General features: G+C 67.6%; 21 protein-coding genes. 12 read left to right on the plus strand and 9 right to left on the minus strand.

The genetic code is table 11. The features are described 5' to 3' along the window. The first annotated feature begins 65 nt into the window (after positions 1-65). From eat to glmM, 7 genes are all read left to right on the plus strand, one after another. Positions 66-1,511: an ethanolamine permease gene (gene eat / locus A7G45_RS13100; protein WP_051955298.1), complete on the plus strand. Its 1,446-nt coding sequence runs from the start codon at positions 66-68 to the stop codon at positions 1,509-1,511. Next, positions 1,508-2,917 (plus strand): ethanolamine ammonia-lyase subunit EutB, encoded by a 1,410-nt coding sequence (locus tag A7G45_RS13105; protein WP_043986993.1) that lies wholly within the window; start codon positions 1,508-1,510, stop codon positions 2,915-2,917. Before eat ends, A7G45_RS13105 begins: the two co-directional genes overlap by 4 nt. Positions 2,918-2,919: 2 nt before the next feature. Next, complete coding sequence (gene eutC / locus A7G45_RS13110; RefSeq protein ID WP_260937567.1) at positions 2,920-3,702, plus strand: ethanolamine ammonia-lyase subunit EutC; 783 nt, start codon at positions 2,920-2,922, stop codon at positions 3,700-3,702. Between the two features lie 70 nt (positions 3,703-3,772). Next, the gene (locus A7G45_RS13115; protein ID WP_377042052.1) at positions 3,773-4,993 is read left to right on the plus strand and encodes an HAD family hydrolase; all 1,221 of its coding nucleotides are present in this window, start codon (positions 3,773-3,775) and stop codon (positions 4,991-4,993) included. A 176-nt stretch (positions 4,994-5,169) separates the two neighbouring features. After that, positions 5,170-5,613: a 50S ribosomal protein L13 gene (gene rplM, locus A7G45_RS13120; RefSeq protein WP_064859820.1), complete on the plus strand. Its 444-nt coding sequence runs from the start codon at positions 5,170-5,172 to the stop codon at positions 5,611-5,613. 44 nt (positions 5,614-5,657) lie between these two features. Further along, the gene (gene rpsI / locus A7G45_RS13125; protein ID WP_377042051.1) at positions 5,658-6,113 is read left to right on the plus strand and encodes a 30S ribosomal protein S9; all 456 of its coding nucleotides are present in this window, start codon (positions 5,658-5,660) and stop codon (positions 6,111-6,113) included. An 88-nt stretch (positions 6,114-6,201) separates the two neighbouring features. Then, entirely contained in the window at positions 6,202-7,539 is a 1,338-nt protein-coding gene (gene glmM / locus A7G45_RS13130) for a phosphoglucosamine mutase (RefSeq protein ID WP_260937573.1), read from the plus strand. Positions 7,540-7,563: 24 nt separating this feature from the next. Here the strand turns inward: glmM and A7G45_RS13135 are convergent, their stop codons facing one another. Continuing rightward, positions 7,564-7,803: a hypothetical protein gene (locus A7G45_RS13135; RefSeq protein ID WP_260937575.1), complete on the minus strand. Its 240-nt coding sequence runs from the start codon at positions 7,801-7,803 to the stop codon at positions 7,564-7,566. A gap of 27 nt (positions 7,804-7,830) precedes the next feature. Continuing rightward, complete coding sequence (locus A7G45_RS13140; RefSeq protein WP_260937576.1) at positions 7,831-9,228, minus strand: L-serine ammonia-lyase; 1,398 nt, start codon at positions 9,226-9,228, stop codon at positions 7,831-7,833. Positions 9,229-9,392: 164 nt separating this feature from the next. On the opposite strand from A7G45_RS13140, the gene A7G45_RS13145 reads away from it, so the two are divergent. Genes A7G45_RS13145 through A7G45_RS13155 form a run of 3 tightly spaced genes read left to right on the plus strand, consistent with a single transcriptional unit; the run spans position 9,393 to position 13,191 of the window. Next, positions 9,393-11,441, plus strand: a complete 2,049-nt coding sequence (locus A7G45_RS13145; protein WP_260937578.1) for an NADH:flavin oxidoreductase — start codon at positions 9,393-9,395, stop codon at positions 11,439-11,441. 35 nt (positions 11,442-11,476) lie between these two features. Next, a complete protein-coding gene (locus A7G45_RS13150) occupies positions 11,477-12,562 on the plus strand; it encodes an S-(hydroxymethyl)mycothiol dehydrogenase (protein WP_260937580.1) in 1,086 nt (361 codons plus the stop codon). Beyond that, positions 12,559-13,191, plus strand: coding sequence for an MBL fold metallo-hydrolase (locus A7G45_RS13155; protein ID WP_260937581.1), 633 nt, complete (start codon positions 12,559-12,561; stop codon positions 13,189-13,191). The genes A7G45_RS13150 and A7G45_RS13155 overlap by 4 nt, the downstream gene beginning before the upstream one ends. 130 nt (positions 13,192-13,321) lie before the next feature. On the opposite strand, the gene A7G45_RS13160 is transcribed toward A7G45_RS13155, so the two are convergent. Genes A7G45_RS13160 through glyA form a run of 5 tightly spaced genes read right to left on the minus strand, consistent with a single transcriptional unit; the run spans position 13,322 to position 19,590 of the window. Further along, on the minus strand, positions 13,322-13,906 hold the full coding sequence (locus A7G45_RS13160) for a sarcosine oxidase subunit gamma (RefSeq protein WP_260937584.1): 585 nt from the start codon (positions 13,904-13,906) through the stop codon (positions 13,322-13,324). Then, the gene (locus A7G45_RS13165; protein WP_260937586.1) at positions 13,899-16,748 is read right to left on the minus strand and encodes a 2Fe-2S iron-sulfur cluster-binding protein; all 2,850 of its coding nucleotides are present in this window, start codon (positions 16,746-16,748) and stop codon (positions 13,899-13,901) included. The genes A7G45_RS13160 and A7G45_RS13165 overlap by 8 nt, the downstream gene beginning before the upstream one ends. After that, complete coding sequence (locus A7G45_RS13170) at positions 16,748-17,023, minus strand: sarcosine oxidase subunit delta (RefSeq protein WP_043400840.1); 276 nt, start codon at positions 17,021-17,023, stop codon at positions 16,748-16,750. The genes A7G45_RS13165 and A7G45_RS13170 overlap by 1 nt, the downstream gene beginning before the upstream one ends. A 15-nt stretch (positions 17,024-17,038) precedes the next feature. Then, positions 17,039-18,262 (minus strand): sarcosine oxidase subunit beta family protein, encoded by a 1,224-nt coding sequence (locus A7G45_RS13175; RefSeq protein WP_043400843.1) that lies wholly within the window; start codon positions 18,260-18,262, stop codon positions 17,039-17,041. An 11-nt stretch (positions 18,263-18,273) separates the two neighbouring features. Then, a complete protein-coding gene (gene glyA, locus A7G45_RS13180) occupies positions 18,274-19,590 on the minus strand; it encodes a serine hydroxymethyltransferase (protein WP_260937590.1) in 1,317 nt (438 codons plus the stop codon). A 117-nt stretch (positions 19,591-19,707) separates the two neighbouring features. On the opposite strand from glyA, the gene A7G45_RS13185 reads away from it, so the two are divergent. Both A7G45_RS13185 and A7G45_RS13190 read left to right on the plus strand, forming a co-directional pair. Then, positions 19,708-20,388: a GntR family transcriptional regulator gene (locus tag A7G45_RS13185; protein ID WP_260937592.1), complete on the plus strand. Its 681-nt coding sequence runs from the start codon at positions 19,708-19,710 to the stop codon at positions 20,386-20,388. A 98-nt stretch (positions 20,389-20,486) separates the two neighbouring features. Next, the gene (locus A7G45_RS13190; protein ID WP_260937594.1) at positions 20,487-21,164 is read left to right on the plus strand and encodes a GntR family transcriptional regulator; all 678 of its coding nucleotides are present in this window, start codon (positions 20,487-20,489) and stop codon (positions 21,162-21,164) included. A 5-nt stretch (positions 21,165-21,169) separates the two neighbouring features. Here the strand turns inward: A7G45_RS13190 and purU are convergent, their stop codons facing one another. Together purU and A7G45_RS13200 are read right to left on the minus strand one after the other, a co-directional pair. Beyond that, positions 21,170-22,039 carry a formyltetrahydrofolate deformylase gene (purU, locus tag A7G45_RS13195; RefSeq protein ID WP_260937595.1) on the minus strand — a complete coding sequence of 290 codons (870 nt, stop codon included), beginning with the start codon at positions 22,037-22,039 and terminating at the stop codon, positions 21,170-21,172. Positions 22,040-22,056: 17 nt separating this feature from the next. Continuing rightward, the gene (locus A7G45_RS13200; RefSeq protein WP_260937598.1) at positions 22,057-24,516 is read right to left on the minus strand and encodes a GcvT family protein; all 2,460 of its coding nucleotides are present in this window, start codon (positions 24,514-24,516) and stop codon (positions 22,057-22,059) included. Positions 24,517-24,559 lie beyond the last annotated feature (43 nt).

Genomic DNA, 24,559 nt, shown 5'->3' on the forward strand with positions numbered 1-24,559 from the left:
CCGGCACCAGATAGCTCCTGGGGGCAGGCCACCTCGGCATCCCGCCATCCCCTCAGGAGTCTGCAGTGTCCATCACCAATCCACCCAGTGAGCACTCCGCTCACGGCGTCGAAGAACACGTCGAGAGCAACGAATACCTCGCGAAACGTCAGCTGAAGAAGGGCACGGCGGGCTGGCTGCTGCTCGCCGGCCTCGGCGTCAGCTACGTGGTGTCCGGCGACTACTCCGGCTGGAATTTCGGCCTGGCGCAAGGCGGTTTCGGTGGCCTCGCCATCGCGGCCGTCATCATCGCCGGCATGTACCTGGCCCTGGTGCTGGGCATGGCCGAGCTGTCCTCGGCGCTGCCCGCCGCGGGCGGCGGCTACACCTTCGCCCGCCGCGCACTGGGTCCATGGGGTGGTTTCGCCACCGGCACCGCAATCCTGATCGAGTACTCGATCGCCCCGGCCGCCATCGCGACGTTCATCGGCGCCTACGTGGAATCGTTGGGACTCTTCGGGATTCACAACGGCTGGTGGGTGTATCTCGCGGCCTATGCCTTCTTCATCGGCATCCACCTGTCCGGCGTCGGTGAGGCGCTCAAGGTGATGTTCGTGATCACCGCCATCGCGCTGCTGGGCCTGGTGATCTTCGCGGTCTGTGCCATCGGGCAGTTCGACATCTCGAACCTGACCACCATCGCCGTCGACACGGGAGCGGCCGGAGCTTCCGACATCCTGCCGCACGGATACCTCGGCATCTGGGCCGCCATCCCGTTCGCCATCTGGTTCTTCCTGGCCATCGAAGGTGTGCCGCTGGCCGCCGAAGAGACCGCCAACCCGGAGAAGAACGTGCCGCGCGGCATCATCGCGGCGATGACGGTCCTGCTGGTCACCTGCGCCGTCGTGCTGATCCTCACCACGGGTGTCGGTGGGGCCCAACAGATGTCGGGCTCGGGCAACCCGCTCGTCGAGGCACTCGGTTCCGGCGCCGGAGCCAAGCTGGTCAACTACATCGGCCTGGCCGGCCTCATCGCGAGCTTCTTCTCGATCATCTACGCCTACTCCCGCCAGCTGTTCGCCCTGTCCCGGGCGGGCTACCTGCCGACCCAGCTGTCGGTGACCAACTCGCGCAAGGCGCCGACGCTCGCGCTCATCGTCCCCGGCGTCATCGGCTTCCTGCTGTCGCTGACCGGCAAGGGCGACCTGCTGCTCAACATGGCCGTCTTCGGCGCTGCGGTGAGCTACGTCCTGATGATGGTCAGCCACATCGTGCTGCGCCGTCGCGAGCCGAACATGCCGCGGCCGTACCGCACCCCGGGTGGCATCGTGACCACGTCGTTCGCTCTCGTGATCGCGGTTGTCGCAGTTATCGCGACCTTCCTGGTGAACCCGGTCGCCGCCGGTCTGTGCCTCTTGGTGTTCTGCGCGTTCATGCTGTACTTCGCGCTCTACAGTCGGCACCGTTTGGTGGCAAACTCTCCTGATGAAGAGTTCGCGATGCTCGCAGAAGCCGAGGACGAGCTGAAATGAAGTACCACCAGCGGATTTCGGGGGTGAATTACACCTTCGACGGGCTTGTGGACTTGATGGCCAAGGCCACGCCGCTGCGCTCCGGTGACGAACTCGCCGGGTGCGCGGCCCACAGCGACGCCGAGCGGGCCGCCGCGGCGTGGGCGCTGGCCGAGCTTCCGCTGGACACCTTCCTCAATGACGCGGTGGTGCCCTACGAGACCGACGAGGTCACCCGACTGATCATGGATTCCCATGACCAGCAGGCATTTTCGGAAATCTCGCACCTGACGGTGGGAGCGTTCCGGGACTGGCTGCTGGACGCGGTGGCCGGCGACGACGCCGCAGGCCGGATCGCGGCCGTCGCACCCGGCATCACGCCGGAGATGGCGGCCGCGGTCAGCAAGATCATGCGCAACCAGGACCTGATCGCCGTCACCGCGGCCACCCAGGTGCACGCGGCCTTCCGCAGCACCATCGGGCTGCCGGGCACCCTGGCCACCCGGCTGCAACCCAACCACCCGACCGACGACCCCCGCGGCATCGCCGCCGCGGTGCTCGACGGCCTCCTGATGGGTTGCGGCGACGCCGTGATCGGCATCAACCCGGCCACCGATTCACCGCAGGCCACCGCCGACCTGCTGCACCTGCTCGACAACATCCGCAGCCGCTACGACATCCCGGCACAGTCCTGCGTGCTGTCCCACATCACCACGACCATCGGCCTCATCGAGGCCGGTGCTCCGGTGGACCTGGTGTTCCAGTCCGTCGCCGGAACCGAGGGCGCCAACAAGGCCTTCGGCGTCGACATGGCGCTGCTGCGGGAAGGCAACGAGGCCGGCCGGTCCCTGAACCGCGGCACCGTCGGCAACAACGTCATGTACCTGGAGACGGGGCAGGGCTCGGCCCTGAGCTCCGGTGCCCACCTCGGCACCGGCGGCCGGCCCGTCGATCAGCAGACTCTGGAAACCCGCGCCTACGGCGTCGCCCGCGCCCTGGACCCGCTGCTGGTCAACACCGTCGTCGGCTTCATCGGCCCCGAGTACCTCTACGACGGCCGGCAGATCATCCGCGCCGGACTCGAAGATCACTTCTGCGGCAAGCTGCTCGGCCTGCCGATGGGCGTCGACGTCTGCTACACCAACCACGCCGAAGCCGACCAGAACGACATGGACACCCTGCTCACCCTGCTCGCCGCGGCGGGCTGCGCCTTCGTAATCACGGTGCCCGGCGCCGACGACGTCATGCTCGGCTACCAGAGCCTGTCCTTCCACGACGTCGTGGCGGTCCGTCGCACCTTGGGATTGAAGCCCGCGCCCGAGTTCGAGGCCTGGCTGAAGAAGGTCGGCATGACCGATGACGCCGGCAAGCTCACCAACTTCGATCTGCAGCGCTCGGCGCTGCGTGCGCTGACGGCGGCGGGCTGACGATGACCTCGGAGAACTCTGAAGCCGTTGCCGTCCAACAGTTTTGGGACGAGCTTCGCAAGACCACCCAGGCCCGTATCGGGCTGGGCCGCGCCGGGAACGCGCTGCCCACCCGCGAGGTGCTCGAACTGGCGGCGGCCCATGCCGCTGCCCGGGACGCCGTGCACGAGCCGCTCGACGTCGACACCCTTGCGGCCCGGGTCCGGGATATCGGCCTCGGTGAACCCGCGGTGGTCCGCAGCCAGGCCGAGTCCCGCAGCGAGTACCTGCGCCGTCCAGACCTGGGCCGGATCCCGGCCGAGCCCATGGACGTCCCCGAGACCCCGGCCGACATCGGCTTCGTGCTGGCCGACGGGCTCTCGCCCTACGCCCTGGCCAAACACGGCCCGGCGCTGCTCGCCGAACTGGTGGCCACCCTGCGGGACGACTACACGCTGGCGCCGCCGGTGATCGCCACCCAGGCCCGCGTCGCCCTCGGCGACCACATCGGCGCGGCGGCGAAAGTGCGGACCTTGTTGGTGATCATCGGGGAGCGGCCGGGCCTGTCCGTCGCCGACAGCCTGGGCATCTACCTGACGCATCTGCCCATCCCGGGGCGTACCGATGCCGACCGCAACTGCATCTCGAACATCCATCCGCCCGAGGGCCTCGGCTACACGGAGGCCGCGAGGGTCGCCGCGGGGTTGGTGTCCGGTGCCCGAGCCTTGGGCCGGTCCGGCGTCGACCTCAAGGACACCTCACGTGACACCTCGCTCGAGGCGCCCAGCGCCGCCGAACTGACCTGACACCACCAGGAGAACCGTGACCCGCTTGACCCGACTGGCCGGTGCCGCTGCACTGGCCGGCCTCCTCGCCATGTCCGGCTGCAGCAGCCACGACAGCACCCCGGCGGCGCAATCGCCGGCCACCAGTAAGGCGTCGTGCCGGACGCTGGCGGAGAGCGCGGCCTGGTACGGCGACAACCGCGATCGGATCGACGCCATGCTCGCCAAGCTAGGCACGTGCGGCGCGACCGGTTCGGTGAGCGCGGGTGCGCCCCTGGCGTTGTTCGACTGGGACAACACCCTGGTCAAGAACGACATCGGCGACGCGACGTTCTTCTGGATGGTGCGCAACGGCAAGCTGCGGGCACCGGCCGACGGCAATTGGGCGTCCACCAGCACGTTCCTAACCCCGCAGGCCGCCTCGGCCCTCGGCCGGGCCTGCGCCGCGGCCAAGCCGGGCCAGCCGATGGCGACCGACACCGACACCGCGTGCGCCGACGAGATCATCTCGGTCTACACCGGCAGCGAGACGAAGGCCGGCGAACCCGCGTTCGCCGGGTTCAATGCCCGCCGAGTCGAGCCGGCGTACGCCTGGAACGCGCAGATGCTCGCCGGCTGGTCGGAATCCGAGCTGGCCGAATTCGCGAAGGCGGCCCGCACGGAGAACCTCGATGCCCCCGTCGGCGCCGAGCAGAAGATCGGCAGCGGGGTGGAGACCGCCTGGGTGCGCTACTACCCGCAGATGCGCGACCTCGTGGAAACCTTGCACGCCAACGGATTCGACGTGCGGGTCATCTCGGCCTCGCCTGAACTGATTGCCCGGGTGTGGGCCGAAGAACTCGGTATCCCCGCCGATCACGTGATGGGTGTGCGGACCGAACGCGACGGCGATGTGCTGACGCCCCGGCTGGTGCCCTGCGGCGGCGAAACCGCCATCACCTATATCGAGGGCAAGCGCTGCCGGGTCAATGAAGAGGTGTTCGGGGTCAGCGGCCCGGCCGCGTTTACCCAGCAGCCCGAGCCCAAGCGCGCCGCGTTCGCCGCCGGCGACTCCGACACCGACGTCACGTTCCTGACCGACGCCACTGCCCTGCGGCTGGTACTCAACCGGAACAAGACCGAGCTGATGTGCACGGCGTACGACAACGCGGGCGGAAACTGGCTGGTCAACCCGATGTTCATCGACCCCAAGAAGCAGAGCGAGCCATATGCCTGCGCGACGAAGGGCTACATCGAGCCGACGGGCGCGAAGGCGCCGTTGCACCGGCCGGACGGCAGCGTCGTGTCTGACCAGCAGGACCGGGTGTACTGACCTCTGCGCGTTTTGACCTGCGGTGACGCCCGCGGGTAAGCTCCCACGTTGGTGCGCTGCAGGCCGTCAGGCCAGTGGTTCCCGGGTCACCGTCGGTCGCCGGGAAATACCAGGTCGCGCACTTGATCGACACCCGGATAGCACCGGGACTCAACCCGAGAAGAAGAGGTATAGCTGTGCCTACATTCACGCCGAAGGCGGGTGACACCACACGTAAGTGGTACGTCATCGACGCCCAAGACGTGGTGCTCGGCCGGCTCGCCGTCGAAGCAGCCAAGCTGCTCCGCGGCAAGCACAAGCCGACGTTCACGCCGAACTCCGATGAGGGTGACTTCGTCATCATCATCAACGCCGAGAAGATTGCCCTGTCGGGCAAGAAGCTCACCGACAAGTTTGCTTACCGTCACTCGGGTTTCCCGGGCGGTCTGAGCAAGCGCTCCATTGGCGAACAGCTGGTGAAGCACCCGACCCGCACCGTTGAGAACGCGATCGTCGGCATGCTCCCGCACAACAAGCTGTCGCGCCAGGTGCAGAAGAAGCTGAAGGTGTACGCGGGTCCTGACCATCCGCACGCCGCTCAGCAGCCGATTCCTTTCGAGATCAAGCAGGTGGCCCAGTGACTGAAGTTGACGTGACTGAAGTGACCGAAGTGACCGAAGAAGCGATCGAAGCGCCCGAAGCGCCCGAGTTCGAGGCGGCCGAAGAGTCGGCCCCCCGCGAGCCCGTGTACATCGACCGTCCGATCCAGACCGTCGGTCGCCGCAAGGAAGCCGTCGTCCGCGTTCGCCTGGTGCCCGGCACCGGCAAGTTCAACCTGGACGGCCGCAGCCTCGAGGACTACTTCCCGAACAAGGTGCACCAGCAGCTGATCAAGGCCCCGCTGGTGACCGTCGACCGCGTCGAGACGGTGGACATCTACGCCCACCTCGACGGTGGCGGCCCCTCGGGCCAGGCCGGCGCGCTGCGTCTGGCCATCGCCCGTGCGCTGATCATTGTTCAGCCTGAGGATCGTCCGGCACTCAAGAAGGCCGGGTTCCTGACCCGTGACCCGCGTGCCATCGAGCGCAAGAAGTACGGCCTCAAGAAGGCCCGTAAGGCGCCTCAGTACAGCAAGCGCTGATCGTTTCTGCTCGTGGGCGGGCGTGTCGCAGTCTGGACACGCCCGCCTTCGGCGTTTCATGAGGACATCTCTGAAGGAAAGCGGGTCTATGAGTCGGCTGTTCGGCACCGATGGCGTACGTGGCGTCGCAAACCGTGATCTGACGGCTGAGTTGGCGCTGGCGCTGGGTTCTGCGGCAGCCCGTCGGCTGTGCTCGACCTCAGGAGCCGGCCGTTGCGTCGCGGTGGTCGGACGAGATCCCCGGGCCAGCGGCGAGATGCTGGAGGCCGCGGTCATCGCCGGCATCACCAGCGAGGGCGTCGACGTGCTGCGGGCCGGCGTGCTGCCGACCCCCGCGGTGGCGTATCTGACCGCCTCCTATGACGCGCAGCTCGGCGTGATGATCTCCGCCTCGCACAACCCCATGCCGGACAACGGCATCAAGATTTTCGGCGCCGGCGGGCACAAGCTCGACGACGACACCGAGGACCGCATCGCCGAACTGGTCGCTGCCGGTCCGGGTACCCGGCCGACGGGGGCCGGCATCGGACGCGTTCTCGACGCCGCCGACGCGCTGGACCGCTACCTCACCCACGCCGCCAAGGCCGCGGTTGCGCCGCTGGCCGGGCTGAAAGTGGTCGTCGACTGCGCCAATGGCGCCGCTTCGGCCGCGGCCCCGCAGGCGTACCGGGCCGCGGGCGCGACCGTCATCGCGATCAGCGCCGAGCCGACCGGACTCAACATCAACGACGGCTGCGGTTCCACTCACATGGCGCAGCTGCAACAGGCCGTCATCGAGCACGGGGCCGACCTGGGCCTGGCGCATGACGGCGACGCCGACCGCTGTCTGGCCGTCGATGCGTCGGGCGCGCTGGTCGATGGTGACGCGATCATGGTGGTGCTGGCGCTGGCCATGCGCGACGCGGGCGAGCTGGTCTCGAACACGTTGGTGGCCACCGTGATGAGCAACCTCGGTCTGCACCTGGCCATGCGCGAAGCCGGCATCGAGGTCCGCACCACGGGCGTGGGGGACCGGTACGTGCTCGAGGAGCTGCGCGCCGGCAGGTTCGCCCTCGGCGGCGAACAGTCCGGCCACATCGTGATGCCCGAGCTCGGCACCACTGGCGACGGCATCGTCACCGGACTGCGGCTGATGTCGCGCATGGCGCAGACGGGGGAGTCCCTGGCGCGGCTGTGTGCGCCAATGAAGACGTTGCCGCAGGTGCTGATCAACGTCGAGGTGGCCGACAAGACCACGGTGGCGCAGGCGCCGGCAGTGCAGACCGCGGTCGCCGAAGCCGAGGCCGAACTCGGCGATACCGGCCGAATCCTGTTGCGGCCCTCCGGAACCGAGCAGGTGGTCCGGGTCATGGTGGAAGCCGCCGACGAGGACACCGCGCGGATGGTGGCGTTCCGCGTCGCGGAGTCGGTCAGCGACCAGCCCTAGCCCGTTTTGGCGGGAGTGGCCGGGTTACCCCGTGCGCGGCATGTGGTCTCGATAGTCGACGGCCTGACGGACGAGCGTCAGATCAGCGTCATCGAGCGGGATCTGGTGTGATCTGACTGTGTCGAGGACAGCGTCGAAGCGACGCATCACCCGGGGCGTGGTGATCCCGAACTGTGCCAGGGACGCGTCGTCGGATGGTCCTGAACCAGACGCGCAACCCAGCACAAAGGCGAGGATGCCCCGGTCGTACCAGTCGAGGTGCATGGTTGTCTCCCTCTCCTACACCAACATTCAGCATTCGACGTAGTTCACCGGCACGTTGACCGCGAGGCCGCCGGTGGACGTTTCCTTGTACTTGGACAGCATGTCGGCACCCGTGGTCCGCATGGTCTCGATGACCTGATCCAACGAGACGTAGTGGGCGCCGTCGCCGCGCAGTGCCATCCGCGCCGCGTTGATGGCCTTACCGGCCGAGATGGCGTTGCGCTCGATGCACGGCACCTGGACGAGGCCCTGGATGGGATCACAGGTGAGCCCGAGGCTGTGCTCCATGGCGATCTCGGCGGCGTTCTCGACCTGTTCGGTTGTGCCACCGAGGATTTCGGCGAGTGCACCCGCAGCCATCGACGCGGCCGAGCCGACCTCGCCCTGGCACCCGACCTCGGCGCCGGAGATGGATGCCCGCTCCTTGTAGAGCGAGCCGATGGCCCCGGCCGTCAGCAGGAAACGGACCGCGGTGCCGTCTGGGTCCCGGCGCCCGGCCCGGGTGTAGTGCACGGCGTAGTGCATCACCGCGGGCACGATGCCGGCCGCGCCGTTGGTGGGAGCGGTGACGACCCGGCCGCCGGAGGCGTTCTCCTCATTGACGGCCAGTGCGACGAGATTGACCCAGTCCTCGGCGAATTCGGGCTGTTTGTTCCAGTCCTCGGCATTGAGACGCTCGTACCAGTCTTTGGCCCGGCGGCGCACTCGCATCGGCCCGGGCAGGTAGCCGTCGCGGGCGATACCGCGCTGTTCGCATTCGACCATCACGTCGCGGATATGCAGTAGCCGGGCCCGGACCTCATCGGCGGTTCGGGTTTCGCATTCGACGGCGAGCATGAGATCGCTGATGCTGCAACCACGTTGGTGGCAGAGTTCCAGCATCTCCTTGGCCGAGGTCAAGGACAGGGTGTGGGTCGCGGCGGTCCGCGCGGCCGGTTCCAGGCTCTCCGCCTCGGTGACAACGAATCCGCCGCCGATGGAGAAGTAGGTCTGCAGGTGCAACTCGGCCCCGTGGGCATCGAGCGCGGTCAGTGTCATGCCGTTGGGGTGGAAGGGCAGCACCGTCAGGGGGCGCAGGGTCATGTCGGCCTCGGTGAGCGGGATCGGGCGCAGGCCGCCGAGCATGATGTGGCCGCCGGCCCGGATCTCCTCGACGCGCTGTTCCATGACATCGGTCCGGAGTTCCTCGGGACGGTTGCCTTCGAGTCCGAGCAGGATCGCTGTCATGGTGCCGTGGCCGGCGCCGGTGGCGGCCAGTGAGCCGTAGAGATCGACGCGGACGGCCGCGACTCCGGTGGCACCCTCGAAGGCTCCGAGGGTGTGCAGATCGTCGACGAACCGGGCGGCTGCCCGCATCGGTCCCACGGTGTGCGAACTCGACGGACCGATGCCGACTGAGAAGAGATCGAACACGCTGATGGTCATCGGAATTTCCCCTTTCGATGTCCATAGACGGTCTGATAGACGAGTGATATATTAGTTACGTCACATACGGTAGATCAGCATTTGTACCTGGTCAAGCGGTACTTATGGGGTCGTTGACGATGTGTGAACCACGTCCGAACCATCGGAAAGAAACGGACTCGCCCATGGCGCATCAGCTCATCGATCCGCTCCTGCAGCCTTTCCGGCTGAAGAACATGACCCTGCGCAATCGCGTGGTGAGCACGTCGCACGAGCCGTCCTACACCGAAGATGGCATGCCCAAGCGCCGCTACCGGCTCTATCACGAGGAGAAGGCCAAGGGCGGCATCTCGCTGACCATGATGGGCGGCTCCGCGGTGGTCGCGCCTGACAGCCCGTCCGCGTTCGGCAATCTGCACGTCTACAAAGACGAGATCGTGCCGTGGCTGAGCGAGCTGGCCTACGGCGTCCACGAGCACGGCGCCGCCGTCATGTGCCAGATCACCCACCTGGGCCGACGGACCAGCAATTACGACGGCGACTGGCTGCCTGTCGTGTACCCGTCCGCCATCCGCGAGCCCGCCCACCGGTCCTTCCCCAAGGTGGCCGAGGAGTGGGACATGGACCGCATCGTCAAGGCATACGCCGACGCCACCGCACGGTGCCGCGCGGCCGGCCTGGACGGCATCGAACTCGAGGCCTACACCCATCTGCTCGACGCGTTCTGGTCGCCGCTGACCAACCACCGCGACGACGAGTACGGCATGGGAAGCATGGAGGATCGACTTCGCTTCCCGCTGAGGGTGATTCGCGCGGTCCGCGAGGCCGCCGGACCGGACTTCGCGGTCGGCATCCGGATGTCACTCGACGAGGACCTGCCCGGCGGGCTGCAGTACGAGGACGGCATAGAGATCGCCAAGCGCCTCGTGCCCGAGGGCATCGACTTCATCAGCGTGATCAAGGGCTACATGGCCAGTGACGAGGCGCTGTCGCGCGTGATCCCGCCGATGGGTACCCCGGTCGCGCCGCATCTGTCGTTCGCCGGACAGGTCAAGAAGGAACTCGGGATCCCGGTCATGCATGCTGCCCGGATCAACGACGTGGCCACCGCCCGGCACGCGATCCGCGACGGCCTGCTCGACCTCGTCGGCATGACGCGCGCGCATATCGCAGACCCGCACATCGTCGCGAAAATCCAAGCGGGCGAGGAGGACCGGATCCGTCCCTGCGTCGGTGCCACCTACTGCCTCGACGAGATCTACCAGAATCGCGACGCCAAGTGCGTGCACAATCCGTCCACCGGCCGCGAGGATCGGCTACCGCATCACGTGTCCAAGGCGACGGGGCCGGCGCGCACCGCGGTGGTCATCGGGGCGGGCCCGGCAGGCCTGGAGGCCGCCCGGGTGCTCGGCGAGCGCGGCCACCGCGTCATCGTCTTCGAGGCCGCCGATACGCCGGGCGGCCAGGTCAAGATCGCGGCGTCGTCACCGCGCCGGCGCGATCTCATCAGCATCATCGAGTGGCGGTTGGACGAGTGCAAACTCCTCGGGGTCGACATCCGGACCAGCCGCTATGTCGACGTCGACGAGGTGCTTGCCGAGAATCCCGACATCGTCGTGGTCGCCACCGGCGGTGTGCCGAACACTGAATTCCTCACCGAGGGAGCCAATCTGGTCACCGACGGCTGGGACGTGCTGTGCGGTGCGGTGCATCCACGCGGCGAGGTCATGCTCTACGACGACAATGGTGGTCACCCCGGATTGGATGCCGCCGAGGTGCTGGCCCGCAGTGGCGTCGCCGTCGAATTCGTCACGCCCGAGCGGACATTGGCGCCCGACGTCGGTGGCGTGAACTACCCCGGCTACTTCAAGGTGTTCGCCGAGCACGACGTGCACGTCACGCTCAACGAGCGGCTGACTGCGGTGCGCCGCAAGGACGGTCGGCTCGAAGTGGACCTGTACAACGAATACGCGCACGCCACCCGGCAGCACATGGTCGACCACGTCGTCGTCGAACACGGCACCCTGCCGTCGGACGAGTTGTACTTCGGTTTGGTCGCGGGTTCCACCAACCTCGGTGAGGTCGACCAGCAGGCCTTGCTCAACCTGCAACCCCAAGACGTCGTCCGCAACCCCGGCGGCGGCTACCAGCTCTTCCGAATCGGTGACGCCGTCGCCAGCCGCAACATCCACGCGGCGATCTACGACGCGTTCCGGCTCTGCCTGGTTCTCTGACCACCACCATCCCCTGACAAACAAGGAGTATCCCTATGCCGCAACACGTTCGAGGCGTCATCGCTCGCTCCAAGGGCGCCCCGGTCGAAGTCACCACCATCGTGATTCCGGACCCAGGCCCCGGTGAGGTAGTGGTGAAGATCCAGGCGTGCGGCGTCTGCCACACCGACCTGACCTACCGCGAGGGCGGCATCAACGACGAGTACCCCTTCCTGCTCGGGCATGAGGCGGCCGGCATCGTCGAGGAGGTCGGCCCCGGCGTCGAATCGGTGGCGGTCGGCGACTTCGTGATCCTCAACTGGCGCGCGGTGTGCGGCCAGTGCCGGGCGTGCAAGCGCGGTCGTCCGCAGTACTGCTTCGACACCTTCAATGCCACCCAGAAGATGACGCTCGAGGATGGCACCGAGCTGACGCCGGCGCTGGGCATCGGAGCGTTTGCCGACAAGACCTTGGTCCACGCGGGGCAGTGCACCAAGGTCGACGCCGATGCGGACCCGGCGGTGGTCGGCCTGCTGGGCTGTGGCGTGATGGCGGGGCTCGGCGCGGCAGTCAACACCGGCAACGTCTCCCGTGGCGATTCGGTGGCAGTGATCGGCTGCGGCGGGGTCGGTGACGCCGCCATCATGGGTGCCCGGCTGGCGGGCGCGGGCAAGATCATCGCCGTCGACCGGGACCCGCGAAAGCTGGAGTGGGCCAGGGAACTCGGCGCCACCCACACCATCAACGCCGCGGAAACAGACACCATCGAGGCGGTGCAGGAGCTCACCGGCGGGTTCGGTGCCGACGTGGTGATCGACGCCGTCGGCCGCCCAGAAACGTGGAAGCAGGCGTTCTATGCCCGAGACCTCGCCGGCACCGTCGTCCTGGTCGGCGTGCCCACCCCGGATATGACGCTGGAGATGCCGCTGGTCGACTTCTTCTCCCGCGGCGGCTCGCTGAAGTCGTCGTGGTACGGCGACTGCCTGCCCGAACGTGACTTCCCGATGCTCGTCGACCTCTACCAGCAGGGCCGAATCCCGTTGGAGCGGTTCGTCTCCGAACGGATCAAGCTCGACGAGGTCGAGGATGCATTCCACACCATGCATGCCGGCAACGTGCTGCGTTCGGTGGTCGTGCTGTGAGCGGAGCGCTCCGCGTCGACCGGGTCGTCACCTCGGGCACATTCAGCCTCGACGGCGGCACCTGGGACGTCGACAACAACGTGTGGGTGATCGGCGATGACTCCGAGGTGGTCATCGTCGACGCCGCGCACACCGCACCGCAGATCATCGACGCGGTCGCGGGCCGCAATGTCGTGGCAGTCATCGTCACGCACGGACACAACGACCACGTGACCGTGGCGCCGGAACTCGCAACCGCCCTCCATGCTCCGGTACTGCTGCATCCCGGCGACGACATGCTTTGGCAGGCAAGCCATCCCGACGAAAAGTACTGGAACCTCGACGCCGGTCAGCGGATCGGTTTCGCCGGCACCGAGATCGAGGTCATCCACACGCCCGGACACTCTCCGGGGTCGGTGTGCCTGTACCTGCCGGAGGCCGGCGCGCTGTTCTCCGGCGACACCCTGTTCAACGGCGGGCCCGGCGCCACCGGCCGCTCCTACAGCGATTTCCCGACGATCATCGACTCGATCCGAGATTCGATTCTGACGCTGCCGGAGGACACCCGCGTGCACACGGGGCACGGCGACCACACCACCGTAGGGGCCGAGGCACCGCACCTGGCGGAGTGGATCGCCCGCGGCCACTGAATTCAATAGCACTGTGCGGCGGCAACTCTGGTGAGTTGCCGCCGCACAGTTGTGTCCAGACGACGAAAATGAGCTTGTGTTCGAAGTTCCTGCGAAACTTCGAACACAAGCTCACGTTCGGCGGTACTTCCTATTGGTATTCGTCCAGCGCGTCGATCAACCAGTCGGCCAGATAGCCGGCGAACGATGAGCGGACGATGATCCGGTAGTCGGTTCCCTTGTCGTCCAACGGAATCAGCACGACCGCCGCCAACGCCAGCATCGTCTGGGCGGCAGCGCCCGGACCGAACACCCGCGGATGCAGATCCAGAGAACAGCCCTTGGCCAGCACATCGCGGGCGTGCGCACCGCGCAGGCGCACCGTGGTGCGCTGTGCGGACACGTCGACGGCAGCACCGCCCGCGGCGGCGACCGCCGCGTGCAGTTCGGTCTCGAGCGCCTCGCCGCCGCGCTGCGTCGAGGTCACCAGCCACTCCTGCGGACCGAACCAGATCACCGTCGTATCGGTTCCGCTGGCGCAGGTCCCCGGCATCGCCGGCAACGAGGTCAGGCCGAGGAGCCGGGCGGCTTCGGCGCCGCCGGGTCCCGTCGGGTCGGCCCACAGGTCGACCATCGTGACGAACGGCTCCTCGGTGAGAATCGCTGCCGGTGCAGTCGCCGCGAACTGGGTGGCCCAACCCTGCAATGGGCTACGGCGAGTGAGAGTTTCAGCCATCGCGGCGTGCTCCTTCGGGATCGACGAGGACGGACCCGGTGACCTCGACAGCCACCAGGGTGCCGTCCACCGGAACGGTGAGGGTGTCTCCAATGCGGGCGTGGCCGCCCTTGACCAGCGCAAGAGCGAACGGGCGGCCCAGTTCGGCGCTGCGGTAACTCGACGTGACATGCCCGAGCATGGGAACCGGTGGCGGCGGCAGCGCACCGTCGCCAGGGGTCTCGATGATCTGAGCGCCTTCGGGCAGCACCGTTTGCGCGTCGACGGGCAACAGCCCGACGAACTGCTTGCGCAGCGGATTCAGGTTCTCGGCGCGAGTGAAGGAGCGCTTGCCGACGAAGTCGGGCTTCTTCTTCGACACCACCCAGTTCATCCCGAGGTCCTGCGGCGTGACGGTGCCATCGGTGTCCTGCCCGATGATCGGGTAGCCCTTCTCGGCCCGCAGCACGTGCATGGTCTCGGTGCCGTAGGGCGTGATGCCGAACGGCTCGCCGGCCGCAATCAGCCTCTCCCACAACGCAGTTGCGTACCAACCCATGACGTTGACCTCGTAGGCCAGCTCGCCCGAGAAACTGACCCGGCCGATGCGGACGTGGACACCGTCGAGTTGGGTGTCCCGCCAGGCCATGAACGGAAACGCCTCGTTGCTGACGTCGACGCCGGGAAACACGGTGCCGACGACGTCGCGCGACCGCGGGCCGACCACCGGGAAGGTATGCCACTGCTCGGTGACCGAGGTGAGACGCACCCGGAGATGCGGCCATTCGGTCTGCAGCCATTCCTCCATCCAGTCGAGGATGTGCGCGGCGCCGCCCGTGGTGGTGAACACCTGGAAACGGTCGTCGGCCAAGCGCATCACGGTGCCGTCGTCGATCACCATGCCGTCCACGCCGCACATCACGCCGTACCGCAGCATCCCGACCTTCAGGGTGCTCATCAGGTTGGTGTAGAGCAGGTCGAGGAAGGCGCCGGCATCGGGGCCCTGGACATCGATCTTGCCCAGGGTGGAGCCGTCGAGGATGCCGACATTCGTTCGCGCGGCGGCACATTCGCGCAGGACGGCGGTCTCCATATCCTCACCGGCCAGCGGGTAGTAGCGCGGTCGCTTCCACTGCCCGACGTCCTCGAAGACCGCGCCGCGGGCGACATGCCAATCATGTACTGCGGTAACGCGTTCCGGGTCGAACATCCGGCCGCGGCTGCGGCCGGCCAGCGCGGCGAACGCGACCGGGGTGTACGGCGGCCGGAACGTGGTGACGCCCAGGTCCGCAACGGGGACGCCGAGCAGCTCGGCGGTGATGCCCGAGGCGACGACGCCCGACGTCTTACCCTGATCGTGCGCAGTGCCGATGGTGGTGTAGCGCTTGATGTGTTCCATCGAACGCATGCCGGCACCGACTGCGCGCACCAGATCCGCCACCGTGGCATCGCGCTGGACGTCGACGAATTGCGTTGCCGCACCGTCAGCATCGGGAACCCGCCACAGCACCAGGGGAGCTTCGGCGGTGCGGGTTGAATCCGATTCTCCGGCAAGCGGTTCAGCTGCTGCGGTGAACCCGAGGCCCGACAGGGCCCGGGTCGCGGCGGTGCGCCCGTCGCGCAGGCAACCGGGCAGGTCGAAGGTGCCGGCGGCCGAACCGGCGACAGTCACCTGGTCGAGTTCCGCGCCGGGGACGAAGGCGCCGATGCCGTCGTCGTAACGCAGGGGCCCGCGCACCTGACTGAACAGGTGCACCGCGGGATTCCAGCCACCGCTGATCAGGAGCACGTCGCACGACAGAGACTGTGTCCCTTCGGGACCGGTGACAATGGCGGCGCTGACCCGATGCTCGCCCTCGGTGCCGCTGACGACCGACCCGGTCCGCAGTTCGATGCCCCGGGTGGCGCACGCCGCGCGCAGATCCGAGGCCACGTCGCTGCGGGCATCCACGATCGCCGTGATTGCCACGCCGGCGTCGTGCAGATCCATCGCGGCCGAATACGCGCTGTCGTTGGTGGTGAAGACGGCGGCCCGCTCGCCGACCTTGACGCCATAGCGGTGCAGGAAGGTGCGGGCACCGCCTGCGAGCATGATGCCGGGCCGGTCGTTGTCGGTGAACACCACCGGCCGCTCATGCGCACCGGCGGCGACGATGACGTGCCGGGCCCGGATCCGCCAAACCCGCTGGCGGCTCACCGCCGCGGGGGCATCGGCACCCAGGTGATCGGTACGCCGTTGCAGCGCAAGGACAAAGCCGTCGTCGTAGTGACCGAACGCCGTGGTGCGCTGCAGGTGCAGCACATCGGGATAGGTGGCGAGTTCGGCGACGGCATCGGCGACCCACTGCAGTGCCGGCCGACCATCGATGATGTCCGCGCTGCCCAACAGGGCACCACCGGCCTCGCTCTGCTCGTCGATCAGCACCACGCGGGCGCCGGCGCGCGCGGCCGTCAGCGCGGCCGCCAGACCGGCCGGGCCGGCTCCGGCGACCAGCACATCGGCGTGCACGTGGGTCGAGTCGTAGCGCGCGGGGTCGGGGACGTCGGCCAGCCGGCCCTGTCCCGGGATGCCGCGCGCCACCAGGCCGTCGTACAGCTCGACGGTGGTGGCCAGCAGCATGGGCTCGGGGAAGGGGTACTCGATCTGGACCAGGCCGCCGGTGTCCTCGGCCCACGCCGAGGTGAAGCCGCGGGGCCGGCCCATCTTGATGCTGGACGTGACGTGGTGCACCCCGTGCGCCAGCAGCGCGGAGGCCAGTGTGTCACCGGCATGGCCGGTGTACTCACGGCCGTTGAAAGTGAAGGTGTGCACGGTATCTCGGTCGATACGGCCACCGGTTTCGGTACGCAGTGATGTGCTCATCAGATGGTCGGCCTCTGCTCGTCGAGTCGGTAGACGCGGTCGAATCGGTAGGTTGCGGTGTCACGGATGGCGTTGAACCAGCGGCGACAACCGGCGCTGTGGGTCCAGCGTTCGGCGAACAGCCCCTTGGGGTTGGCACGGAAGAACACGTAGTGCGCCCACTGTTCGTCGGTCAGCGATTGCGGGTCTTCGGGGTAGGCGACGTGCGCCTGGCCGCCGTAGTGGAATTCGGTTTCCTCGCGTGGTCCGCACCACGGGCAGTCGATGAGTTGCATTGTGACTCCTGAGATCTAGTGCGCCACGCCGGCGGCGCCGTGCTCATCCACGAGGGCTCCGGTGACGAACCGGTCGATGCTGAACGGGGCGACGTATTCGTGTTCGACGCCGCCCGCGATGGTGTCGGCCAGACACCAGCCGATACCCGGCGTCACCTTGAATCCACCTGTGCCCCAACCGGCGTTGAGGTACAGGTTGTCGTAGCCGACGCGGCCGACGATCGGGGACGCGTCCGGGCAGACGTCGACGATGCCCGCCCACGTGCGCAACAGGTGTGCCCGGGCGAAGATCGGGAACAGCTCCACCGCGGCCGCCATCTGGCGTTCGATGATGTGGAAGGCGCCGCGCTGGCCGTAGCCGTTGTAGGAGTCCACGCCGGCACCCATGACGAGTTCACCCTTGTGGGCCTGAGATACGTACACGTGCACCGCATTCGACATCACGACGGTGGGGTGCACCGGCTCGAGCAGTTCGGACACCAGCGCCTGCAGCGGGTGGCTCTGCAGCGGCGTGCGGATCCCCAGCATGTCGGTCAGCGTGGAGGTGTGCCCGGCCGCGCACAGCGCCACCTGGCCGGCGCCGATGTCGCCGCGGGTGGTGCGCACGCCGGTCACCCGGTCGCCGTCGGTCACGAATCCGGTGACTTCGCAGTTCTGGATGATGTCGATCCCGGCCTCATCGGCCCGGCGCGCGAAGCCCCAGGCGACGTAGTCGTGCTTGGCGATGCCGGCGCGCGGTTGGTAGGTGGCGCCCAGTACCGGGTAGCGAATGTCACTGGAAATGTTGACGATTGGACACAGGTCGCGGACCTCTTTGGGCTCCACCCACTCGGCGTCGATGCCGTTGAGCTTGTTGGCCTCGACGCGCCGGACACTGTCGCGCACATCCTGCAGGCTGTGTGCGAGGTTGAGCACACCGCGCTGGCTGAACAGGATCGGGTAGTCCAGGTCCTCTTCGAGCCCTTCCCACAGTTTGAGGGCGTGCTCGTAGATTCGGGCGCTCTCGTCCCACAGGTAGTTGGACCGGATCAGCGTGGTGTTGCGGGCCATGTTGCCGCCCGCCAGCCAGCCCCGCTCCAGCACTGCGACATTGGTGATGCCGTGATTCTTGGCCAGGTAGTGCGCGGTGGCCAGACCGTGCCCGCCGCCACCGACGATGACGACGTCGTACGACTTCTTGGGTTCCGGGGTGCGCCAGAGGAATTCGGGGTGGTCGGGCAGATGAGCGCCCGGCGGCATCGTCGATGCGGTCACAGGGAGGCCTCCGTGAGGTTCGGGTAGAGCGGGAAACGGCCGGCCAGCACGTCCACCCGGGCGCGCAGCGCGGCCAAGGACGCGTCGTCGGTGCCGGGCCGGAGCGCGTGGCTGATGACGTCGGCGACTTCGCGGAAGCTCTCCTCATCGAAACCGCGGGTCGCCAGCGCCGCGGTGCCGATCCGCACGCCCGAGCTGACCATCGGCGGCCGCGGGTCGAACGGAACGGCGTTGCGGTTCACCGTGATTCCCACGCGGTGCAACCGATCCTCGGCCTGTTTGCCGTCCAGTTCGGACTCCCGCAGGTCGACCAGCACCAGGTGGACGTCGGTGCCGCCGGAAACCACGTTGATGCCGGCGGCGCGTGAATCCTCTTGCAGCAGACGCTCGGCCAGGATCGCCGCGCCATCGAGGGTGCGCTGCTGCCGCTCGCGGAATTCCGGGGCTGCCGCGAGTTTGAACGACACTGCCTTGGCGGCGATGACGTGCTCGAGCGGACCGCCCTGTTGTCCGGGGAACACCGAGGAGTTGAACTTCTTGGCCAACGCTTCGTCGTTGGTCAGGATGATGCCGCCGCGTGGGCCGCCCAATGTCTTGTGCGTGGTCGAGGTGACGACGTGGGCGTGCGGCACCGGGGAGGGGTGCAGCCCGGCGGCAACCAGGCCCGCGAAATGCGCCATGTCGACCATCAGGTACGCGCCGACTTCGTCTGCGATGCGCCGGAATTCGGCAAAATCGAGCTGCCGGGGATATGCCGACCAGCCGGCCAGGATCAGCTTCGGCCGACGCTCCAGGGCGATCCGCTCGACCTCGGCCATGTCGACGCGGTGGTCGCTCTCGCCGACGTGGTACGCGGCGACGTCGTAGAGCTTGCCGGAGAAGTTCAGCTTCATCCCGTGGGTCAGGTGGCCGCCGTGGGCCAGATCGAGCCCGAGGATGGTGTCACCGGGGGAGAGCAGTGCCGCCATGGCGGCGGCATTGGCCTGCGCCCCCGAATGTGGTTGCACGTTGGCGAAGGCAGCGCCGAACAGGCTCTTCACCCGCTCGATGGCGAGTTGCTCTGTGACGTCGACGAATTCGCAACCGCCGTAGTACCGGCGGCCCGGGTAGCCCTCGGCGTACTTGTTGGTCATCACCGAGCCCTGCGCCTGCATCACGGCGACCGGCGCGAAGTTCTCGCTGGCGATCATTTCCAGGGTGCTCTGCTGACGGTTCAACTCAGCGGAGATGGCTCGGTACACGTCCGGGTCCAGTTCGGCGAGGCTCGCGCTGAGCGTGGGGTTCGTGGCCGTGGGTGCGGTGTCGAGGGTCATGTGCACCTTTCTGACATTGCAGTGTGCAGTGGACTAATATATCAACTGTCGGTTAGATTAGGATCAGCTCGAGGCCACGTCAATAGGTAGGCCGCAGACATTCTTGGAGGAGTGGCGATGACCCTGACGGAGTTGTCGTTCGGCGAACCCGACAGCACGCCGGCCATCGGCGAGACCAATGCTGACCGTGCCTACGAGATCGTGCGCGAACGTCTGGTCATGCTGGACATCCGGCCGGGCGACCCGATCAATGACGACCGGCTGGCGGCCGAACTCGGTTTCGGTCGTACCCCGGTGCGCGAGGCGCTCAAACGTCTCGAGCGCGACCGCCTCGTCGTCGCCTACCCGCGCCGGGGCACCTTCGCCGCGGCTGTCGACATGACGGACCTGGCCGATATCTCAGAGATTCGCAAGCAGCTGGAACCGACGGCAGCCGCGCGCGCGGCCCGGGTCGCGACGCCGGACACTCGCGCAAGGTTGACTGCGCTGGCGCAGGCGATCGCCGGGATCGAGAACACCGACGATCCCCACGAGGTCCTGCGTCACGACGTTCATGTGCACCGGGAGATCTACCGGGCCACGGGCAACCCGCACCTGGAACAGATCCTGGTCAGTCTCGACGCGCACGCCACGCGGATCTGGTGCTTGTTCCTGGATCGGCTCCCCGGGGTGGCCGGCCACGTCCGCGAACATATCGAACTGTTGGAGGCCATCGTCGCGGGTGACGAGGCGACGGCGGCGGCCCTCACGCTGACGCATGTCTGCGGCTTCGAGACTGCTATTCGCGCGTTACTGTGATGTTTCGGGCTTACTGTCATCACGCTGATATATCATTGTCCCGGCTGAGTGCGGTCAGTTGCCAGCTGGTGACAGTGATGTCGGAGAGGCGGGTTGCGATGAGCGTTGCGGGTGTGGAACAGCTCGATGACGTTGCCTCCGAGGAGATGTCGTTTGCCGACCGCGCCTACCTGGTGATCCGCGACAAGCTCATCATGCTCGACATCCGCCCCAACGAAGCCATCGTGGAAAGCGAATTGGCTGCGGAGCTCAAATTGGGGCGCACGCCCGTCCGCGAAGCGCTCAAGCGCTTGGAAGTGGACCGGCTGGTGGTCTCCTTCCCCCGTCGGGGCACCTTTGCTACGGGTGTCGATGTCGCCGACCTCCGCCACATTTCGCAGATCCGGGTCAATCTCGAGCCCGTCGCGGCGCGCTCGGCTGCCGAGAACGCCTCGGCCGAGGTGCGTGCCGGCCTGCTCAAGCTGGCCGATCGCACTGAGGCGCTCGACGTCGAGAACATCCACCGCGACGAACTGATGCGCTGGGACCTGCGCGCGCACCGCGCGATCTACCGGTCCACCGGAAACCCGCATCTCGAGGACGTGTTGGTCCGCTACGACAACCTGGCGACCCGCATTTTCTGCCTGTTCCTCGACCGGTTGCCGACCGTGGCCCGCCACGTGGGCGAGCACGCCGAATTGTTGCGGACCATCGCTGCCGGCGATGGGGACGCCGCGGCGCAGATCGCGCTCGACCACGTCACCGGATTCGAGAAAGCGGTCCGCGCCATCGTCTGAGCGCGTCAGCTGAAGACGACCGTGCGATGTCCGTGCAGCAGCACGCGGTTCTCGCAATGCCACCGGACGGCCCTCGACAACGCCAGCGCCTCGGCGTCCTGCCCGACGGTGGCCAACCGTGCCGGGTCGAATGAGTGATCGATCCGGATCACTTCCTGCTCGATGATCGGCCCCTCGTCGAGGTCCGGCGTCACGTAGTGCGCTGTTGCGCCAACGAGTTTCACGCCCCGGTCGAACGCCTGGTGGTAGGGCTTGGCGCCCTTGAATCCGGGCAGGAACGAGTGGTGGATGTTGATGGCGCGCCCGCGCAGAGTTTGGCAGGTCTCGTCCGAGAGCACCTGCATGTAGCGCGCCAGCACCACCAGGTCCGCCTCGAGTTCGTCGACCAGCGCGAGCAATGCGCGTTCGGCCTCAGGCTTGGTGTCCGGGGTCACCGGAATGTGGAGGAACGGCAGCCCGGCGGCCTCTGCCATCGGGCGCAGCACCTCGTGGTTGGACACCACCGCCACCAGTTCACCGCCGAGAGTGCCTGCGCGCCAACGGAAGATCAAGTCGATGAGGCAGTGGCCCATCTTCGAGACCATCACGACGACCCGGGGCTTGCGCGGGGTGTCGACGAAGCGGAACGTCATGCCGAATTCGGTTGCCACCGGGGCGAATTCGTCAGTCAATCGGGCGACGACGTCAGCGTTGCCGTCGGTGCTGTGCGTGGTGCAGACGAACGTCGTGCGCTGAAAGAACTCCTGGCTGCGGGTGTCGTCGAACTGTTGGTGCTCGGCGATGTCGAAGTTGTGGGAGAACAGGAACGAACTCACGGCATGGACGATGCCCGGGCGCTGCGGGCAGCTCAGGGTGAGCGTGATGGTGTGCGGCATGGTTTCTCGATCGGTCGTTACGCGCGGATCTTGGACATCTCGGGGTCGACGAGCGGCTCCGCCACCACGGTGGCCGGGATGCGGCGACCGAAGTACTCGATCTCCACGCCGGTACCCGGAGCGGCTGAGGCGGGCAGCCAGGCATAGGCGATCGGGGCACCGACGGTGTGCCCGAACGCCGCGCTGGTGACGTACCCGGCGGGGCTGCCGTCCAGGTACACCGGTTCGGAGCCGAGCACCATCGACGTCTTGTCGTCGACGGCCAGGCAGACCAGGCGCCGCGTGACGGTGTCGTCGGACACCCCGGCCAGCGCGTCGTGCCCGATGTAGCCGTCCTTCTGGGCGCGTACCGCGAACCCGAGGCCGGCCTCGAAGGGGTTGTGCTCGGTGGTCATGTCGGTGCCCCACGAGCGGTAGCCCTTTTCCAGCCGCAGGCTGTTGAACGCAGCGCGGCCGCCGGCGATGACGCCGTGGCGCTGCCCTTCGGCCCACAGCGCATCCCACAGGCGCAGGCCGTTCTCGGCGGTGGTGTAGAGCTCCCAACCCAATTCGCCGACGTAGGACAGCCGCATCGCGGTGACGGGGACCCCGCCGATGCGGACCTGCTTGGCGCGGAAGTACTTGAACGCGTCGTTGGAGAAGTCGTCGCGGCTGAGCGCGGACACCACGTCGCGGGCGCGCGGGCCCCACAATCCGATGCAGCAGGTGCCTCCGGTGATATCGCGCACGGCGACAGTCCCGTCGGCCGGGGCCAGGCGGCGGAAGTAGTCCAGGTCGATGTTGCCGTTCGCGCCGACCTGGAAGGTGTCCTCCGACAGCCGGGCCACCGTGATGTCGCTGCGGACCCCGCCGGCGTTGTCCAGCGCCAGGGTGTAGGTCACCGAGCCGATCGACTTGTCCATCTTGCCGGTGGTGGTGCGCTCCAACAGGTCCAGGGCGCCGGGGCCGGAGATTTCCAGCCGCTTCAGCGGGGTCATGTCGTACATCGCGACCGCGGTCCGGGTGCGCCACGCCTCGGCGGCGGCGATGGGGGAGTGGAACATGGCCGACCATTCGTCGCGTGCCGGGGGCTGCCACTCCGGCGGCAGCTCGTCGAGCAGTCCCGCGTTGGCCTCGAACCAGTGCGGCCGCTCCCAGCCCGCGCTTTCCAGGAACACCGCACCCAGTTCGGTCTGCCGGCGGTGGAACGGGCTGACCCGCAGATTGCGCGGTGATTCCTTGGGCTGCAACGGATGCAGGATGTCGTAGACCTCGACGAAATTCTGCTGCGAGGTCTCGCTCACGTAGTCGGGATCGAGCTGCACCTCTTCGAAGCGGTGCACATCGCAGCCCTGCAGCGCCACCTCGGAGCGTCCGTCGATCAGCAGCTGCGCCACCGCCCGGGCGACGCCCGCCGAGTGCGTGACCCATACGGCTTCGGCGATCCAGAAGCCGGCGACGTCGGGGGATTCGCCGATCAGCGGACCGCCGTCGGGGGTGAAGGAGAAGATGCCGTTGAAGCCGGATTCGACCTTCGCGGTCTGCAGGCAGGGCAACAGCAACTTGGCCTGCTCCCAGGCCGGCGCGAAGTCCTCGTCGGTGAACGAGAGCATGGAAGGCATTGCATCCGAGCTGATTTCGCCGTCGGGCAGCTCATCGAGCGCCGCGGGCATGGGGCGGTGCGCGTAGGACCCGATGCCGAGCCGGTCGACGTGCTCGCGGTAGTACAGGTCCTGGTCCTGATGCCGCAGGATGGGCAGGCCGGCTTCGGACGCCTCCGTGTTGCGGCCGACGAGTTCGGGGATCTGGTCGGTCTTGGCGTACTGGTGCGCCAACGGCAGCAGTGGCACCCGCATGCCGATGAGCTCGCCGAGAGCCGGTCCCCAGAACCCGCCGCAGGACACCACGATGTCGGCGGGCACGATGCCGTTGTCGGTGGCCACGCCGGTGACCTTGCCGCCACGGTGCTCGATGCCGATCACCTTTGTCGAACCCAGGAATCGGGCGCCGAGGGCTTCGGCCCGCCGGATCAGTGCCGTAACGACGCGCGGGGCCTTGGCCAGCCCGTCGCTCGGCACGTAGAGGCCGCCCAGGATGCGATCGCGATCCAGCAGCGGATGCAGCTTGGCGCATTCCTGCGCGTCGATCACCGCGGCGTCGACACCCCACGACGTGGCCCACCCTTGCTTGCGGTGCAGGTCGGCCAACCGCTGCTCGGTGGTGGCCACCTCGAGGCCGCCGACCTGGTTGAAGCACCACTGGCCGTCGGACTCCAGCGCCAGGAACTTCTCGACGGTGTAGCTCGCCAGCGCGGTCATGGTCTTCGACGAGTTGGTCTGGAACACCAGACCCGGTGCGTGCGAAGTGGATCCGCCGGTCAGCGGCAGCGGGCCCTGGTCCAGCACCGTCACGTTGTGCCAGCCGCGGGCGGCGAGTTCATCCGCGAGGTTGGCGCCGACGATGCCGGCTCCGATGATCACAACGCGCGGTGATCCCATGGGCGTGGTCCTCCTGGTTGGGCGGCGCCGACTGGATGATCGA

Origin of the sequence: Mycolicibacterium llatzerense, assembly GCF_025331195.1 — a bacterium.
Lineage (GTDB): Bacteria > Actinomycetota > Actinomycetes > Mycobacteriales > Mycobacteriaceae > Mycobacterium > Mycobacterium llatzerense.